Source organism: Streptomyces sp. DvalAA-43, from assembly GCF_900091725.1.
GTDB classification, from domain to species: Bacteria; Actinomycetota; Actinomycetes; order Streptomycetales; family Streptomycetaceae; genus Streptomyces; species Streptomyces pulveraceus.
Window position 1 is genome coordinate 590596 of sequence record NZ_FMBW01000044.1, and the last position, 17231, is coordinate 607826.

16 protein-coding genes are annotated in these 17231 nt (G+C 72.5%); 4 read left to right on the forward strand and 12 right to left on the reverse strand.

What is annotated here, in order from left to right:
* Window positions 1–143: 143 nt before the first annotated feature.
* Window positions 144–611: an RDD family protein gene (locus tag GA0115234_RS19455; protein WP_093543304.1), complete on the forward strand. Its 468-nt coding sequence runs from the start codon at window positions 144–146 to the stop codon at window positions 609–611.
* Window positions 612–702: 91 nt separating this feature from the next.
* Here the strand turns inward: GA0115234_RS19455 and GA0115234_RS19460 are convergent, their stop codons facing one another.
* The 4 genes from GA0115234_RS19460 to lipB form a co-directional block, all read right to left on the reverse strand.
* Complete coding sequence (locus GA0115234_RS19460) at window positions 703–1410, reverse strand: DUF4191 domain-containing protein (RefSeq protein WP_093543306.1); 708 nt, start codon at window positions 1408–1410, stop codon at window positions 703–705.
* A 10-nt stretch (window positions 1411–1420) separates the two neighbouring features.
* Window positions 1421–1630 carry an SCO2195 family GlnR-regulated protein gene (locus GA0115234_RS19465; RefSeq protein WP_093543308.1) on the reverse strand — a complete coding sequence of 70 codons (210 nt, stop codon included), beginning with the start codon at window positions 1628–1630 and terminating at the stop codon, window positions 1421–1423.
* A 337-nt stretch (window positions 1631–1967) separates the two neighbouring features.
* Window positions 1968–2933 (reverse strand): lipoyl synthase, encoded by a 966-nt coding sequence (lipA, locus tag GA0115234_RS19470; RefSeq protein ID WP_072483310.1) that lies wholly within the window; start codon window positions 2931–2933, stop codon window positions 1968–1970.
* A gap of 132 nt (window positions 2934–3065) precedes the next feature.
* Window positions 3066–3878 carry a lipoyl(octanoyl) transferase LipB gene (gene lipB, locus GA0115234_RS19475; RefSeq protein WP_093543310.1) on the reverse strand — a complete coding sequence of 271 codons (813 nt, stop codon included), beginning with the start codon at window positions 3876–3878 and terminating at the stop codon, window positions 3066–3068.
* Between the two features lie 265 nt (window positions 3879–4143).
* Here lipB and GA0115234_RS42815 point away from each other — a divergent pair, with 265 nt between their 5' ends.
* The gene (locus GA0115234_RS42815) at window positions 4144–5949 is read left to right on the forward strand and encodes a regulator (protein ID WP_093543312.1); all 1806 of its coding nucleotides are present in this window, start codon (window positions 4144–4146) and stop codon (window positions 5947–5949) included.
* 86 nt (window positions 5950–6035) lie between these two features.
* On the opposite strand, the gene GA0115234_RS19485 is transcribed toward GA0115234_RS42815, so the two are convergent.
* Both GA0115234_RS19485 and GA0115234_RS19490 read right to left on the reverse strand, forming a co-directional pair.
* The gene (locus tag GA0115234_RS19485; protein WP_093543314.1) at window positions 6036–7337 is read right to left on the reverse strand and encodes an NAD(P)/FAD-dependent oxidoreductase; all 1302 of its coding nucleotides are present in this window, start codon (window positions 7335–7337) and stop codon (window positions 6036–6038) included.
* A 249-nt stretch (window positions 7338–7586) separates the two neighbouring features.
* Entirely contained in the window at window positions 7587–8486 is a 900-nt protein-coding gene (locus tag GA0115234_RS19490) for a TIGR01777 family oxidoreductase (protein ID WP_093543316.1), read from the reverse strand.
* Window positions 8487–8635: 149 nt separating this feature from the next.
* On the opposite strand from GA0115234_RS19490, the gene GA0115234_RS19495 reads away from it, so the two are divergent.
* The gene (locus GA0115234_RS19495; RefSeq protein WP_093543318.1) at window positions 8636–9163 is read left to right on the forward strand and encodes a GNAT family N-acetyltransferase; all 528 of its coding nucleotides are present in this window, start codon (window positions 8636–8638) and stop codon (window positions 9161–9163) included.
* A 70-nt stretch (window positions 9164–9233) separates the two neighbouring features.
* Here the strand turns inward: GA0115234_RS19495 and GA0115234_RS19500 are convergent, their stop codons facing one another.
* Complete coding sequence (locus GA0115234_RS19500) at window positions 9234–9869, reverse strand: TetR/AcrR family transcriptional regulator (RefSeq protein WP_093543320.1); 636 nt, start codon at window positions 9867–9869, stop codon at window positions 9234–9236.
* A 178-nt stretch (window positions 9870–10047) separates the two neighbouring features.
* Between GA0115234_RS19500 and GA0115234_RS19505 the strand changes: the two genes are divergently transcribed.
* Complete coding sequence (locus GA0115234_RS19505) at window positions 10048–10818, forward strand: SDR family NAD(P)-dependent oxidoreductase (protein ID WP_093543322.1); 771 nt, start codon at window positions 10048–10050, stop codon at window positions 10816–10818.
* Between the two features lie 50 nt (window positions 10819–10868).
* On the opposite strand, the gene GA0115234_RS19510 is transcribed toward GA0115234_RS19505, so the two are convergent.
* From GA0115234_RS19510 to sucB, 5 genes are all read right to left on the reverse strand, one after another.
* The gene (locus GA0115234_RS19510) at window positions 10869–11390 is read right to left on the reverse strand and encodes a DUF4240 domain-containing protein (protein ID WP_093543324.1); all 522 of its coding nucleotides are present in this window, start codon (window positions 11388–11390) and stop codon (window positions 10869–10871) included.
* Window positions 11391–11451: 61 nt separating this feature from the next.
* The gene (locus GA0115234_RS19515; RefSeq protein WP_093543420.1) at window positions 11452–12423 is read right to left on the reverse strand and encodes a helix-turn-helix transcriptional regulator; all 972 of its coding nucleotides are present in this window, start codon (window positions 12421–12423) and stop codon (window positions 11452–11454) included.
* A 61-nt stretch (window positions 12424–12484) separates the two neighbouring features.
* Window positions 12485–15154 (reverse strand): pyruvate dehydrogenase (acetyl-transferring), homodimeric type, encoded by a 2670-nt coding sequence (gene aceE, locus GA0115234_RS19520; protein WP_093543326.1) that lies wholly within the window; start codon window positions 15152–15154, stop codon window positions 12485–12487.
* Window positions 15155–15422: 268 nt separating this feature from the next.
* On the reverse strand, window positions 15423–16046 hold the full coding sequence (locus tag GA0115234_RS19525) for a GntR family transcriptional regulator (RefSeq protein ID WP_093543328.1): 624 nt from the start codon (window positions 16044–16046) through the stop codon (window positions 15423–15425).
* A 146-nt stretch (window positions 16047–16192) separates the two neighbouring features.
* Window positions 16193–17231: 2-oxoglutarate dehydrogenase, E2 component, dihydrolipoamide succinyltransferase (sucB, locus tag GA0115234_RS19530; protein WP_093543422.1), on the reverse strand; the 1039-nt coding region annotated here is incomplete at its 5' end.

Below are 17231 nucleotides of genomic sequence, written 5' to 3' on the forward strand. Positions count from 1 at the left end.
ACCCATTTGTTTCGCAGAAGTTAACCGGGGCGGGTGTGACCGGCGCCCCGTGGCCCGATAGAGGCCCGTGTCCCGGCCGCTCCGGGGGCCGGCCGTGGCACCCGCCCGGCCGGGCGGGCGGACGGGCGCAGTACCGTGTTCGGGTGGACAACAGGCAAGTAATCGGATCGTGGCTCTCCGGTCCTCGCGCGGCCGCCGAGGAGATGGGGGCCGACTTCGGCTACCGGGGCAAGCGGCTTGGCCTGCCCGAGCACGGACCGGGCTCCGTGGCACCGCTCGGCCGGCGCTTCGGCGCGCTCTTCATCGACTGGGCGCTGTGCCTGCTGATCGCATACGGGCTGTTCGCCCGCGGTGACCAGCAGGCGGCCGGAAACTGGGCGCTGGGCATCTTCTTCGTACTGAGCGTGCTCACCGTCGGGACCATCGGCTGTACGCCGGGCAAGCGCATCCTGGGCATCAGGGTCGTCGCCGAGAACGGCGGGCGGCTGACGTTCGGACGGGTGATCGTCCGCAGCGCGCTGGTCTGCCTGGTGATCCCGGCCCTGGTCTGGGACCGCGACGGCCGCGGCCTGCACGACCGGCTGGCCCGCGCCGTCCAGGTCCGTTTCTGAGGCGCAGACGGCGGCAGGAGACGGCAGAAGACGAAGAGGCGGGGCGCGAACCGATCCGGTTCGCGCCCCGCCTCTTCGTACGTGTCCGGCGTCAGCGCATCTTTCCGCCGCGCGGCATCCGCATGCCCTTCGGCATGGGGCCCTTGGGCAGCGGCATGTTGCTCATCAGGTCACCCATCGCGCGCAGCCGGTCGTTGGCGGCCGTCACCTGCGGGCCGGTGAGGACGCGCGGCAGCTTCAGCATCTTGGTGCGCACCTTCTTGAGCGGCACCTGGCCCTCGTCGTTGCCGACGATGATGTCGTGCACCGGTACGTCGACCAGGATGCGCGCCATCTTCTTCTTCTCGGCCGCGAGCAGCAGCTTCACCCGGTTCGCGTTGCCCTCGCCGACCAGCACGATGCCCGCCTTGCCGACGGCGCGGTGGACGACGTCCTGGCTGCGGTTCATCGCGACCGCGGGAGTCGTGGTCCAGCCCCGCCCCACGCGGTCCAGCACCGCCGCCGCGGCGCCCGGCTGGCCCTCCATCTGCCCGAAGGCGGCACGCTCGGCACGCCGTCCGAAGACGATCGCCATCGCGAGGAGGCCCAGCACGAAGCCCAGGATGCCCAGATAGATCGGGTGGCCGATCAGGAAGCCGACCCCGAGGAGGACACCGAAGGTGACAATTCCCACGCCCGCGACGACAAGACCGACCTTCGGGTCGGACCGCCTGGCCATCTTGTAGGTCAGGGCGATCTGCTTGAGCCGCCCCGCGTTCTCGGCGCTGTCCGCGCCTTCAGTGTTTGCCTTCCTCGCCATGTACAGAAGTTTACGTGGCCTGGGAACGGTGGTCGGCCGCGGCCTCCAGTACGTACTCGGCCTCGACCCTGTCCTTGGCCCGGCGGCGGTCCTCCAGGACGGCGGTCCATGCGTTGCGGCGGGCGGTGCGCTGGCCGCCGGCCAGGACCAGCGACTCGACGGCACGGAGAGCATCGGTGACGGAAGGGATGGCGGTGGCGCGTACCGGCACGGCCTGCATCGTGGAGATCTCCTCGGAGCGGATGTGCGGACTGAGTTGCGGGACTCAGTTGCCCGGACCGAACTGCCCGGGACTGCGTTGCGCGAAGTGGGTGGCGTGCGCTGGGCGCGGGAAGCGGGGCGGCAGCGGCCGGACGGCCGCCGCCGGCCACCGCGCCGTGTGCACCCAGCGTCACTGCTCGGTGTTACCAGCGCATGACCGGTCGGTCAAACACCAATGAAACCTTGATACGGGCGCCGCGCACGTCGAAGCGGCCCATACGCGCCTCCGACCTGCGGGGAGCGTACGGGCCGCACCGGCTCAGCTATTACTCAGCGGTAGCTTCTTGTGCTCGGATTCACACGGTGGGCGCCGCGGCGACGGCGCCGCGCCGCTCGATCGCCTGCTGGAAGAGACGTCCCGCGCGGTACGAGGAACGGACCAGCGGCCCGGACATCACACCGGAGTAGCCGATCTCGTCGGCCTCCTCCTTCAGCTCCACGAACTCCTGCGGCTTCACCCAGCGCTCCACCGGGTGGTGGCGCACGGACGGCCGCAGGTACTGCGTGATCGTGATGAGCTCGCAGCCCGCGTCGTACAGGTCCTGGAGCGCCTCGCTGACTTCCTCGCGGGTCTCGCCCATGCCGAGGATCAGGTTGGACTTGGTCACCAGACCGGCCTCGCGGGCCCGCGTGATGACTTCGAGGGAGCGCTCGTAACGGAAGCCGGGGCGGATCCGCTTGAAGATCCGCGGCACCGTCTCGACGTTGTGCGCGAGCACCTCGGGGCGCGAGGAGAAGACCTCGGCGAGCTGCTCGGGCTCCGCGTTGAAGTCGGGGATCAGCAGCTCGACCTTGGTGCGGCCGGCCTCCCGCTCCGCCGTCAGCGCGTGGATCTGGCGCACGGTCTCCGCGTACAGCCAGGCTCCGCCGTCCTCCAGGTCGTCGCGGGCGACGCCGGTGATGGTGGCGTAGTTCAGGTCCATCGTGACGACGGACTCGCCGACGCGGCGGGGCTCGTCCCGGTCCAGCGCCTGCGGCTTGCCCGTGTCGATCTGGCAGAAGTCACAGCGCCGGGTGCACTGGTCACCACCGATGAGGAAGGTGGCCTCGCGGTCCTCCCAGCATTCGAAGATGTTGGGGCAGCCGGCCTCCTGGCACACCGTGTGCAGACCCTCGCTCTTCACGAGTTTCTGCAGCTGGTTGTACTCGGGGCCCATCTTCGCCCGGGTTTTGATCCACTCGGGCTTGCGCTCGATGGGGGTCTGGCTGTTCCGGACCTCCAGGCGCAGCATCTTGCGCCCGTCGGGTGCGACAGCGGACACTCCGGCACTCCCCTTTGCTTTCACTGCATTGGATTCTTCGGCGAACACCAGGGTACGCCCGTGGTTCAGACGGCTTTACGTCTGGCCAACCTGTGGCCGGCAGGGCCTATTCCCCGCCGGATGATCCGTACGTCACGCCGTGGCCACGGCATCGGCCGGGCGCTCGACGGTGCGCGGGGCGAGAGCGGCGTTCTCCAGGACGTCCTTGAGGTGCTTCTCGACGACCGGGAGCACGTCCGCGATGGTGATGTCGCGGCCGAGCTCGTACGCCAGTGAGGTGACGCCCGCGTCCCGGATGCCGCACGGCACGATCCGGTCGAACCAGGTGTTGTCCGGGTTCACGTTGAACGAGAAGCCGTGCATGGTCACGCCCTTGGCCACCCGGATGCCGATCGCCGCCAGCTTGCGGTCCTCGCGGCGCTGGCCGGCGTTGGAGGGGGCGTACTCGGGGCCGTTCAGCCGGGCGTCGAACTCCTCGTCGTGCAGCCGCGGGTCGAAGTCCAGGGCGAGCCCGCCGATCGCCGGGCGGTCCTCGACCGGATCGCCGAGCACCCAGACACCGCTGCGGCCCTCGACCCGGGTCGTCTCCACGCCGAACTCGGCGGCGGTACGGATCAGCGCGTCCTCCAGCCGGCGGACATGCGCGACGACGTCCACCGGGCGGGGCAGCTTCTGGATCGGGTAGCCGACCAGCTGCCCGGGGCCGTGCCAGGTGATCTTGCCGCCGCGGTCCACGTCGATGACGGGGGTGCCGTCCAGTGGGCGTTCGCTGTCGGTCGTGCGCCGTCCGGCCGTGTAGACGGGCGGGTGCTCCAGCAGCAGGCAGGTGTCCGGGACGGTGTCCTCGAATCTGGCCGCGTGCACCTCGCGCTGCTTCTGCCAGGCCTCCTGGTAGTCGACGGCCTGCTCGCCGAATCCCAGCCGGACGAACCGAAGCTCAGCCACGACAGATGCCTTCCTACTCGCGGTGCCGGGCGCCGGGGGGTGTCCGGAGCCGCGTCACCATGCACAGAAATCACGCCCCGGGCCACTGTACGACCGGCTCCCGGGCGGCGGCCCGGCAGGTCTTCCCGTCAGCGCCGTCCTCAATCCTCACACGATCGGATGAAAGTGAAGCGAAGGTGGCTTCGACTGCTGCGGAGGCCGCTAAATTCGCGCCGTTCCATAAGGGCTGCCCGCCCGGCCCCGAAGGCAGGAGACCGTACAGCTGATGTCGGAACGACCTCCGCAGCGCACCCCCAACCGCCGACTCGCCTCGCTCATCACCGAGGCCGGTTTCTCCAACGCCGGCCTCGCCCGCAGGGTGGACCAACTCGGCCTCGAACACGGCCTCGACCTGCGGTACGACAAGACGTCCGTGACCCGCTGGCTGCGCGGCCAGCAGCCCCGGGGGACCACCCCCGCGCTGATCGCCGAGGTCTTCACCCGGCGGCTCGGGCGCCGCCTCACCGCACAGGACCTGGGCCTCGACGCGTGCGCTCCGGTCTACGCGGGCCTGGAATTCGCGGCCACGCCCGCGGAGGCGGTCGACATCGTCAGCGGGCTGTGGCGGAAGGACTCGGGCAGCCATGCGGAGCTGCGCAAGATCGCCTTCACCCCGGCCGGGCTCGTCGTCCCCAGCAGGGACTGGCTGATCGGCCGGGCCGACGAGTGGGTGGGGCGGGCGAGCGAGCCCCCGGCCCAGGTGCACGGCGGGGCCGGTGGGGCCCATGGCGCTGCCGGGGCCCGTGGGGCTCACACGACCGGTGGGGCCCATGGTGCCGGTGGAGCCCATGGGGCCGGTGGGATCGGCAGGCCGGGCGGGGTCGGCAGGGCCGGTGGTGCGGCGGGGGGCGTCGAGGCGGGTGGTTCCGTGCGGCCCGGCGGCCCCACCGGCCCCGGCGGGGCGCGCGGAGTGCCGGGAGCGCACGGCCTGTACGGGGCGCACGGCGGGGCGTCCGGCGCCGGTGGCCGGGGCGGGCCCCGCGGGCCGGTGCCCTCCCGGCCCTCCGGGCCCTCCGCGCCCCCGGGCTCCCCACCGTCCCCGCAGGCTCCGGTCCCCTCGGGCGCCGGGCTGCCGCTGCCGGGCGCCCCCGGCGTCCCCCGGCAGCGGCAGTCCGAGCGCGGCCCCGGCCAGCGGGTCAGCGGCGGTGACGTCGCCGCCCTGCGCTCGGTCGGCGAGCTCTTTCGCACCCTCGACAACGCCTACGGCGGCGGCCACGCCCGCCAGGCCCTCGTCCGGTACCTGGAGCACGAGACGGAACCCATGCTCCGGGGAACGTACGGCGAGGCGACCGGGCGCAGGCTCTTCTCCGCCGCCGCCGACCTGACCCGGCTGGCGGGCTGGACCTCGTACGACATCGCGGCCCACGGCCTGGCCCAGCGGTACTTCGTCCAGGCGCTGCGGCTCGCCCAGGCCGCCGGGGACCGGGCGTACGGCAGCTACGTCCTGATCACCATGAGCCGGCAGGCGGTCTACCTGGGCCACGGCAGGGAGGCCGTGCAGCTGGCCCGGGTGGCCCAGCAGGGCATCGGCTCGTCGGCGCCGCCCGTCGTCCAGGCCCTGCTGCACGCCGTCGAGGCGCGCGGCCACGGGGTCCTCGGCGAGGCCAGGCCCTGCACCACCTCACTGGCGCGGGCGGAACACGCCCTGGAGATCGCCCGGCACGGGGACGAGGTGCCGCACTGGGCGCGGTACTTCGACGAGGCCCAGCTCGCCGACGAGTTCGGGCACTGCCACCGGGACCTCCAGCAGTACCGGGCCGCGGCGCAGCACGCGGAGCGCTCCCTCCAGCTGCGCTCCCCGGCGTACGCCCGCAGCCGGCTGTTCTGCCAGGTGGTACTGGCCTCCGCCCGGCTCGGGCTCGGTGAGCTCGACCAGGCGTGCGCGCTCGGCGCCGAGGCCGCCCAGCAGGCCGCGGAGATGCGCTCGGTGCGGGCGACGGAGTACGTACGGGACTTCGAGCGGCGCCTGGAGCCCTACCGGGACGCCGTCGCGGTACGCGGCTACCGAGACCGGGTCGCCGGGCTCGGGTGAGCCCGGGGCGGCCCGCCGGTCCGCCCCGGCCGTCATGGGACCCGCGTCGGCGTGAGACCCGCGCCGTCCTGGGTTCTGTCCCGGTCCTACGCCGCTTCCGGCAGGGCCGTCCCGCTGCCCGGTCGTACGCCCAGGTCGGTGAGGATCGCCTCGGCCGCCCGGCGGCCCGAGAACAGGGCGCCCTGGACCGTACTCGTGTCCCGGTGGTCGCCGCACACGTACAGACCGGCCAGCAGCCGCACCGTCCGGCGCGGATCGTGCGGAGCGGGCATCGCGGGGACCGCCTCGGGGTCGTGGTGGGTGGCCAGCAGCTCCCAGTCGTCGGTGGGGGTGCCGTACAGGGCGGCGAGATGGGTACGGACCGTGCGGTCCAGGTCGGCGGGCGGGGTGCCGAGCACCGTCGAGCTGATCAGCGTACGGCCGTGCGGGGCGCGCGAGGGGTCGACCGCGCTCATCACCGCGGTGTGCGCGACCGGGCCCGAGCGGTCGGCGTCCAGCAGCAGTGCGGCACCGGTCGGCGGGGCGACGGGAGCCGTGTGGTGAAGGACCGTCACGGGGTGGAAGGGCGGCACCCGCAGACCGGGCAGCAGCTCGGCGGCGGCACCCGCCCCGGTCGCCAGCAGCAGGGAACGGCAGCCCAGTTCGCCGTGCTCCTTGGTGCGCACCGAGGTGATGTCGGCGGCCGTGACATGCACGCCCGTGCGCACGGTGCCCGGTGGCAGCGCCGCCGCGAGGAGTTCGGGCAGGGTCCCCGAGCCGCCCTCGGGCACGCACAGCCTGCCGCGCGCGTAGCCGCGCAGGGCGAGGTCGGCGCACCGGCTGGAGGTGCTGAGCCCGGGGTCGCTGAGCAGCGCGGCGAGCAGCGGGCGGAGGAAGCCGTTGACCGTGCGGGAGGGCAGGCCGCGGTGGGACAGGGCGGCGAGCGCGGTCTGTTCGGGCCGGGCCAGGATGCGGGCGGACGGGGTGGCGGCGAGCCGGGTCAGGGCGGCGCCCAGCCGGGCCTGGTCGATCGGCCCGCCCATCGGCGGCCGGGGGGCGCTTGCGAGGGCGCGCGCCGCTTTGAGCGCGCCCCGAGCGCCCCGTACATCGCCGGTGCGGTAGAGCCGCCCCTCGCTGTGGACGAGAACCCCCGGGGCGAAATTGCGCAGCACCAGTCCTTCGAGACCGGGTGTCGTGCGCAGCTCCGGGTAGGAGGTGCTGAGGAGCGGGCCGAGGTGGTCGAGCCGGAAGCCGTCCAGCTCCGCGGTGGACATCCGGCCGCCGACCCGGGGGCCGGCCTCCAGGACGCTGACACTTACCCCTGCACTGGTCAATCGGTGGGCGGCTGACAGGCCGGCGATCCCGGCCCCGATGATGACGACGTCCGCGTGGTGTGCCGTGCTGAGCACGTGCCCCTCCCCGAGTCGGCGCGACTGCTGGGAGGCTCTTGCCCCCAACAGGCCCCCGGAATGCCCGAGTTCGCAAGGAGGCTAGGAGGGTGGCCGACGAAGGCGCAGTCGCGCGTGCCCGGGGCACCGTTGCACGGGGTCGCATGTCCTTCCGATTCCGCGGCGGGGGCGTCGGCCGGCGGTGCGCGGGGCGCGGCCCGGCGGGTAACGGTGCTCCCGCGGCGCGTCGGTGGCGCGGTGGAGGCGCGCTCAGCTCAGCGCCGCGCGGATGGCCGCGTCGATCCCCGGGAAGGCGAAGACGAAGCCCGAGTCCAGCAGCCGGCCCGGCAGCACCCGCTGGCTCCCCAGCACGTCCTGCGCGAACTCCCCGAGGGCGATCCGCAGGGCCGGGGCCGGAGCCGTGAAGAGCGTGGGTCGGTGCAGCACCCGCCCCATCGCGGCCGTCACCTCGCTGTTGGTGACGGGATCGGGTCCGGTCAGATTCACCGGGCCGGACAGCGACTCCGTGTCCAGGATGTGGCGCAGCGCCGCGACCTCGTCGTGCAACGCGATGAAGCTCCAGTACTGGCGCCCGCTGCCGAGCCGGCCGCCGAGCCCCGCCCGGAACAGCGGGAAGAGCCGTCCCCAGGCCCCGCCCTCGCGGGCGACGACCAGACCGGTGCGCGCGTGCACGGTCCGTACGCCCGCCTGCTGGGCGGCGGCCGTGGCGGCCTCCCACTCCACGCAGACGGACGGCAGGAAGCCCTCGCCGGCCGGGGCGCCCTCGTCGACGGCGCGGTCCCCGGTGTCGCCGTAGTAGCCGATCGCCGACCCGGACAGCAGCACCTTCGGCGGTACGTCCAGCGAGGCGACGGCCTCGGCGACCGCCGCCGTGCCCAGCACCCGGCTGTCCCGGATCTCCCGCTTGTACGCCTCCGTCCAGCGGTGGTCACCGACCCCGGCCCCGGCGAGGTGGACGACGGCATCGCAGCCGACCAGCCCCGCCACGTCGACGTAGCCGCGCCGGGGGTCCCACTCCACCTCGTCGCCGGACCGTGCCGGACGCCGTACGAGGCGGACCACCTCGTGCCCGTCGGCCCGCAGTGAACGCACCAGCGCCGTTCCGACGAGTCCGGATGCTCCGCTGACAGCGATACGGGAGTGCAGCATGGGGTCCATCCTGCCCCAACGGCCCCGGCGGACCCGCCTGCCGGGCCCGGCGGCCTCTCGTGTCATCGGCATGCCGGGCGGAGAAACGGGCTGACCGGGCGGAGAAACCGGGCTGACCGGGCGAGGGGCGCCGTGGCACAGTGGCGCGCATGTCCGAGGTCCACACGTATCCGCCCTGCCGCATCCGCCCCGCGGCCCCCCACGACGAAGCCGCGCTCGGCGAACTCGACCGCGCCACCTGGTCGACGCTGCACGCCGTGATGCCCAGGCCGCAGCCGCCGTACGCGCCGTTCTTCGACGACCGGCACCGCCCCGAGGATTTCCTGGTGGCCGAGGCGCAGGACGGCGCGGGCGAACCGCGCCTGGCCGGATACACCAGGGTGGTCCCGCCGACCCCGCTGGCCTGCAACGCCCATGTCCGGCAGATACAGGGCCTCGCCGTGGCCGACTGGGCGCGTGGCCGGGGGATCGCCAGGGCCCTGCTGCGGGCCGCCCTCGCGGCCGCGCGCGGCGACGGGGCGAACCGGATGACCCTGCGGGTGCTCGGGCACAACGCGCCCGCGCGCGCCCTGTACGAGTCGGAGGGGTTCGTCGTCGAGGGGGTGCTGCCCGGTGAGTTCTTCCTGGACGGGCGCTACGTCGACGACATACTGATGGGCCGCCCGCTCGCCCCGTGACCCGGCCGCTACGGCTTGACTCGCCCTGTGCTCCGGCCGCTACGGCTTGACTCGCCCCGTGACCCGACCGCTACGGCTTGAACAGCCGCATGCCGCCCATGAGGTGGTGCAGACAGCGGACCGCCAGATCGGCGGGTGAGCCGGGCCCGGCCGTCGGCGCGTCCGTCGCCGCCCAGGCCTCCAGGGCGACCCGTACCGCGTCCGTGGCGGCGGCCGCGGCGAGCCGGACCTCCAGCGGGTCCGCCCCGTCGCCCGCCAGTCGCGCCAGCACCGGCAGCAGCCGTTCCTCCGAATCCTGGTTGACCCGGTACCAGACGGCGCGCAGCGCCGGGTCCTGTGCCGCCGCGCGCAGCAGCCCGCGCGTCCAGCCGAGCTGCTCGGCGGCGTCGGCGCCCGGCGCCCGGAGCGCCTCGGTGACCGCCCGCTCCAGGATTCCGGCGAGCGGGTCCCCGGGCTCGGCCGCCTCCAGCAGTGCCCGCCAGCGTTCGGCGCCGCCGGAGAGCAGCGGGCCCACCGCGTCCTGCTTGGAGCGGAAGTAGCGGTAGAAGGTGCGCAGCGCCACGCCCGCCCGGCCGGCGATGTCCTCCGCCGTGGTGCCGTCGGGTCCCCGCTCGGCGAAGAGCGCGGCCGCGGCGCGCGCGATGTCCAGCTGGGTCGCGGCCTTGCGGCGCTCGGTGAGGGACGGCTGGGTCGGCTCGGTGCTCATTCCCCGGAGATTACCCCGGAAGGGGCGAGGTGTACGCGAAATGCCGCCATGGCAAAACGTGCCACCTAGGCGTACGGTAGACATCGATCGGGACGTCATCGGGGCGCCGCCGAGACGCTTCGGTACAGCTGTCACCGGGCAGTCACCGGGCAGCAACCGGGATCGGGAGAGAAAGAAAATGAACCGTTACGAAGGCCGCCGCGCACTCATCACCGGGGGCGGCTCCGGCATCGGACAGGCCACCGTCCACCGCGTCCTCGCCGAGGGCGGCCGCGTCGTCGCGGCCGACGTCAACGAGGCCGGGCTGAAGGCCACCCACGACACCGCCGTGGCGAACGGCACCGACGGGCGCCTGACCACCCTGGTCCTGGACATCTCGGACGAGGCCGCGGTCCAGGCCGGCGTCGCCTCCGCCGTGGAGACCCTCGGCGGGCTCGACGTCCTGGTCAACGCCGCCGGAATCCTGCGCTCCGAGCACACCCACAAGACGACGCTGGAGTTCTTCAACAAGATCCTCGCGGTCAACCTCACGGGTACGTTCCTGATGATCCGCGAGGCGATACCGGCCCTGCTGGCCGGCCACGAGCCGGTCGTCGTGAACTTCTCCTCCACCTCGGCGAGCTTCGCGCACCCGTACATGTCGGCGTACGCGGCGAGCAAGGGCGGCATCCAGTCGATGACGCACGCGCTGGCGAGCGAGTACAGCAAGCGGGGGCTGCGGGTCGTCGCCGTGGCGCCCGGCTCGATCTCCTCCGACATGACCAGCGGCAACGGTCCGGGGCTGCCCGCCGATGCCGACATGTCGCTCTTCACGAAGCTCTCCCCGGCGCTCGGGGCGGGCTTCGCCAGCCCGGACACCGTGGCCGGCGTCGTCGCGATGCTCGGCTCCCGGGACGGGGCGTTCATCACCGGTACGGAGATCCGCATCGACGGCGGAACCCACTTCTGACGCGACGGTGTGAAAGGGCCCGTCAGCCGGGCCCGAACCGCCGCCAGAGCTCAGCCCGGCCCGAACCGCCGCCAGAGCGAGGGGAAGCGCTCCGCCAGGGCCGCGTCGTCCTCGAAGTCCACGGGCGTGCCCTCGGGCTCGGCGGCCTGGGGCGGCAGGCCGAGGTCCGGGGCGACCACGCCGGTGAGCTGTTCGTACGCCTCGTCGGCGGCGTAGCCGAGTTCCTCGGCGTCCCCGTCGATCTCCTCGTCGAAGTCGTCGAGGAGATCGGCGAGGCCGTCCGGATCGTGCAGTGCCCCCTCGAAGACCTCCCGGCCCTGGCCGATCAGCCAGCAGCGGAAGAAGTCGAAGGCGTCGTCGCTCGCGCCGCCGAGCAGCACCGCGGCGGCGCCCCACAGATCCCAGCGGTAGGCGCGGTTGAAACGGGCCTCGAAGTGCCGGGCGAAGTCCAGCACCGCGTCGGGATCGAGCCGCACCAGCCGTTCGACGAGCAGCTCGGCCTGGTCCTCGGGGTCGCCCTCGGCGGCCGCGCGGGTGCTGTCGACGATCTCCCAGAACTCCGTCTCGTCCATCACGGGACAAGCATCGGCCCTGGCAGGAGCCGACGCACGCGGGCGCGGGGAAAAGAAACCCTCAGCGATAGAGCTCGCGCAGGCGTTCGGCGGCCACGGCGAAACGCTCCCGCAGGGCGGCCGGTTCCAGGACCTCCGACTCCGGCCCCAGGGCGAGGAGTTGACCGTAGGCGACCTCGTAGGACTCGACCGCCAGGGTGACCGTGAGCCACCCCTCGGCATCGGGCGGCCCGGCCGCGTCCAGCGCCTCTTGGACCGCCGAACGGTCCATGGTGTACGGCAGTCGGCGTACGCCCTCCGGCGACACCCGTACCGTCACCTCGGCCCGCAGCAGCGACCGGGCGAACTGGGCGGCCCGTTCGTCCCAGAAGCCCGGCAGATCGAACCGCTCGTCGCGCTCGAACCGCTCCTCCGACACCGCCACGGCCGAGAACCGGTCGATCCGGTACACCCGGAAGTCGTCCCCCACCCGGGCGCAGACGTACCAGACCCCGGCCTTCAGGACGAGCCCGTGCGGTGCCATCTCCCGCTCGACCTCGCCGTCCGCACCGCCCCGGCGGTAGCGGGCGCGGACGATCCGGTCGTCCCAGACGGCCTCGGCGACGGCCGGCAGCAGTTCGGGGGTGACCGGTTCCTGGTACCAGCCGGGAGCGTCCAGGTGGAAGCGCCGGCCGGCGCTGTCGGAGGCGTCCCGCAGGGAGGGCAGCAGGGCCGCCGACACCTTGAGCCGGGCGGCGGACGCGGCGTCCTCCAGACCCATCTCGCGCAGGGCGGACGGCAGTCCGGAGAGGAAGAGCGCCTCGGCCTCGTCACGGGCGAGGCCGGTGAGACGGGTGCGGTAGCCGCCGACCAGCCGGTAGCCCCCGGCCCGGCCCCGGTCCGCGTACACCGGGACACCCGCCTCCGAGAGCGCCTGCGCGTCCCGGGTGACGGTCCGCTCGGACACCTCCAGCTCCCGGGCCAGCTCCGCGGCGGTCATGGCGGGGCGGGACTGCAGGAGCAGCACCATTCTGATCAGACGGGCAGCACGCATGCGGCCATTGTGGCCGCATGCCGCGCGGAGGCGGCCGGGCGTGTGCCCGGCCGCCCGCACATCACAGCCCGTACCGCTCCCGGGCCTCCTTGACCGAGGACGCGGTGACCTCGCCGCGGCGGGCCAGCTGGGCCAGGGCCGCGACCGCGATCGAACGGGCGTCGACGCCGAAGTGGCGGCGGGCCGCGTCACGGGTGTCCGAGAGGCCGAAGCCGTCCGTGCCGAGCGAGGACCAGTCCTGCTCCACCCACTGGCTGATCTGGTCCGGGACCTGACGCATCCAGTCGCTGACCGCGACGACCGGGCCCGGAGCGCCCTCCAGTGCCTGGGTCACGTACGGAACCCGCTGCTCACCGCGGAGCAGCGCCTCGTCGCACTCCAGCGCCTCGCGGCGCAGCTCGCCCCAGGAGGTGGCGGACCAGACATCTGCCGTGACACCCCAGTCCGCGGCCAGCAGCTCCTGCGCCTCCAGGGCCCAGTGGATCGCCGTGCCGGAGGCCAGCAGCTGGACCCTCGGGACCTCCGGCGAGGCCGGCGTGCCCTCCTTGAAGCGGTACAGACCCTTGACGATGCCCTCCTCGACGCCCTCCGGCATCGCGGGCTGCGGCTTCGGCTCGTTGTAGACCGTCAGGTAGTAGAAGACGTTCTCGGCCTCGGGGCCGTACATCCGCCGCAGACCGTCCTTGACGATCACCGCGATCTCGTACGCGAACGCCGGGTCGTAGTTGAGCGACGCGGGGTTCGTGGCGGCGATCAGCTGCGAGTGGCCGTCCGCGTGCTGGAGGCCCTCGCCGGTCAGCGTCGTACGGCCCGCCGTGGCACCGACGATGAAGCCCTTGCCGAGCTGGTCGGCGAGCTGCCACATCTGGTCGCCGGTCCGCTGCCAGCCGAACATCGAGTAGAAGATGTAGAAGGGGATCATCGTCTCGCCGTGCGTCGCGTACGACGTCGAGGCGGCGATGAAGTCGGCCATGGCCCCGGCCTCGGTGATCCCCTCGTTGAGGATCTGGCCGTCCTTGGCCTCCTTGTAGTACATCAGCTGGTCGCGGTCGACCGGCTCGTACGTCTGGCCCAGGGGCGAGTAGATGCCGGCCGACGGGAACAGCGACTCCATGCCGAAGGTACGGGCCTCGTCCGGGACGATCGGAACCCAGCGCCTGCCGGTCTCCTTGTCCCGCATCAGGTCCTTGACCAGGCGCACGAAGGCCATCGTGGTGGCCATCTCCTGCTTGCCGGAGCCCTTCTTCAGCGCGGCGAACGCGCGCTCCTCGGGCTGCGGCAGCGCCACCGCGTGCACCCGGCGGGCCGGGGCGGGGCCGCCGAGGGCGGCACGGCGCTCCTGGAGGTAGCGGACCTCGGGGGAGTCGGCGCCCGGGTGGCCGTAGGGCACCAGGCCGTCGGTGAAGGCGCTGTCCGGGATCGGGAGTCCGAGCAGCTCGCGCATGTCCTTGAACTCGTCCACCGAGAGCTTCTTCATCTGGTGGTTGGCGTTCTTGGACTCGAAGCCCTTGCCGAGCGTGAAGCCCTTCACCGTCTGGGCGAGGATCACGGTCGGCGCGCCCTTGTGCGCCAGGGCCGCCCGGTAGGCCGCGTACACCTTGCGGGCCTCGTGGCCGCCGCGCGAGGTGTAGAAGCACTCGGCGATCTTCGCGTCCGTGAGCAGCTTCGCCAGCTCGGCGAGCGCGGGCTCGGCGCCGAAGAAGTGCTCGCGGATGTAGGCGACGTCACGGGTGGCGTACGTCTGGAACTGCGCGTCCGGGACCTCCCGGAGCCGGCGGACCAGCGCGCCCGTGGTGTCCAGCCGGAACAGCTCGTCCCAGGCGGAACCCCAGAGCGTCTTGACGACGTTCCAGCCTGCGCCGCGGAACGCGCCCTCCAGCTCCTGGACCACACGGAAGTTGGCGCGGACCGGGCCGTCGAGGCGCTGCAGGTTGCAGTTGATGACGAAGGTCAGGTTGTCGAGCCGCTCACGGGCCGCGAGGGCGAGGGCGGCGGTCGACTCGGGCTCGTCCATCTCGCCGTCGCCCAGGAAGGCCCAGACGTGCGAGTTCGACGTGTCCTTGATGTTGCGGTTGGCCAGGTAGCGGTTGAAGCGCGCCTGGTAGATCGCCGAGAGCGGGCCGAGGCCCATCGACACGGTGGGGAACTCCCACAGCCAGGGCAGCCGCCGCGGGTGCGGGTAGGACGGCAGTCCGTCGCCGCCCGCCTCCTGGCGGAAGTTGTCGAGCTGCTGCTCGCTCAGCCGGCCGTCGAGGAAGGCGCGGGCGTAGATGCCGGGGGAGGCGTGGCCCTGGATGTAGAGCTGGTCGCCGGAGCCGTCCCCCTCCTTGCCGCGGAAGAAGTGGTTGAAGCCTGTCTCGTACAGCCAGGCCGCCGAGGCGAAGGTGGCGATGTGGCCGCCGACGCCGTAGCGGGCGCCGCGGGTGACCATCGCGGCCGCGTTCCAGCGGTTCCAGGCGGTGATCCTGGACTCCATCTCCAGATCGCCGTCGAACGCGGGCTCGGCGGCGGTCGGGATGGTGTTGACGTAATCGGTCTCCAGCAGCTTGGGCAGCGCGATGCCGGCGCCCTCCGCGTGCTGGAGCGAGCGCCGCATGAGGTACGCGGCGCGGTGCGGGCCCGCGGCCTTGGTGACGGCATCCAGGGAGGCCGCCCATTCGGCGGTCTCCTCGGGGTCACGGTCCGGGAGCTGGTCGAGCTCGCTCGGAAGCTTTCCTACGGGGTCGGTCATGATCGCCGCCTTCCGGAGTGGAGGGGGGTGGAGAAGGCCCTGACTGGCAGGACAGGGCGATGGGGCCGGTGGGCCCGCGGAGTGAACTGTAAGGCGCCGATCGATGATCGATCAAAGGGTGAAGGGCAAAACTTCTCGATATGAAGAAATTGGCATGCGGTGCCGCGAAAGGGGGCACGGAGTGACGGGATTTATCGTACAAATAGGGCGCCCAACCGCACAGGCGAGCGCCCCCTGCGACAGATGCGTATGGCGCCCTCGGATGCCCTCAGGCGCGCGGCGCGCAGCCGAGCACATGGGCCTTGACCAGTACCCCGATGTCCGGATCCTTGCGCAGGAACGCCTCGATGAGGGCCTCGTGCTCCTCCGCGTACGACTTCTGCACCGTGCCCAGCCACCGGATCGACAGGGCGGTGAACACCTCGATGCCCAGCCCCTCCCAGGTGTGCAGCAGCACCGCGTTCCCGGCGGCCCGCACCATCTCGCGGTGGAAGCCCACGGTGTGCCGGACCTGCGCCTCGCCGTCGGCCAGCCGGTCCGCCTCGTAGAGCGCCGTCACATGCGGCGTGAGGCGCGAGCAGTCCTCGCCGAGGGTGGGCGCCGCCAGCTCCGCCGCGATCTGCTCCAGACCGGCCCGTACCGGATAGCTCTCCTCCAGGTCGGCGGCGGTGAGATTGCGGACCCGTACGCCCTTGTTGGGCGCCGACTCGATCAGCCGGAGCGTCTCCAGCTCCCTCAGCGCCTCGCGTACGGGCGTCTGGCTGACCTCCAGCTCGGTGGCGATCCGGCGCTCCACGATCCGCTCACCGGGCTTCCAGCGCCCGCTGACGATCCCGTCCACGATGTGCTCGCGGATCTGTTCGCGCAGCGAGTGGACGACGGGCGGGGTCATGAGGGGCTCCTTCGGGGCAAACCGGTGCCTTCGCACCATCACGATTGCCGGGGCGACCGGTGGTGTCTAGACAATACGGCGGCGCCCCCGTCCGGAAGTGTTCCGTACGGGGGCGCCGCTGGTGAGGCTGGTTACAGCAGTGGTGCTCAGAGGCCGAGCTCGACCTCGAACTCACCGGCCTCCAGGATCGCCTTGACCGAGGTCAGGTAACGGGCGGCGTCCGCGCCGTCCACCAGACGGTGGTCGTAGGAGAGCGAGAGGTACGTCATGTCGCGGACACCGATGACGGTGCCCTCCTCGGTCTCGATGACCGCCGGGCGCTTGACCGTGGCACCGATGCCCAGGATGGCCGCCTGGTTCGGCGGCACGATGACGGTGTCGAACAGCGCACCGCGCGAACCGGTGTTGCTGATGGTGAAGGTGGCACCGGACATGTCGTCCGGCGTCAGGCCGCCACCGCGGGCCTTGCCGGCCAGCTCGGCGGTCTTCTTCGAGATACCGGCGATGTTCAGGTCGCCCGCACCCTTGATGACCGGGGTCATCAGACCCTTCTCGGCGTCCACGGCGATGCCGATGTTCTCCGAGTCGAAGTACGTGATGGTGCCCTCGTCCTCGTTGATCCGGGCGTTGACGACCGGGTGGGCCTTCAGCGCCTGGGCCGCCGCCTTGACGTAGAACGGCATCGGGGACAGCTTGACGCCCTCGCGGGCGGCGAACGCGTCCTTCGCCTTGTTGCGCAGCTTCATCAGCTTGGTGACGTCGACCTCGACGACCGAGGTCAGCTGGGCCTGCGAGTGCAGGGCCTTCATCATGTTCTCGCCGATGACCTTGCGCATGCGGGTCATCTTGACCGTCTGACCGCGCAGCGGGGACGCCTCCAGCTTCGGCGCCTTCGAGGCGGCCGGAGCAGCGGCGGCGGCGACCGGAGCCGGGGCAGCGGCGGCGGCCCTGGCGGCCTCCGCGGCGGCGACGACGTCCTGCTTGCGGATGCGGCCACCGACGCCGGTGCCCTTGACCGCGCCCAGGTCGACGCCGTTCTCGGCGGCGAGCTTGCGGACCAGCGGTGTGACGTAGGCGCCGTCGTCACCGGAGGTCGCGGCCGGGGCGACCGGAGCCGGGGCGGCGACGGGCGCCGGGGCGGCCGGAGCCACCGGAGCCGGAGCGGCGACCGGGGCGGCGGGCGCC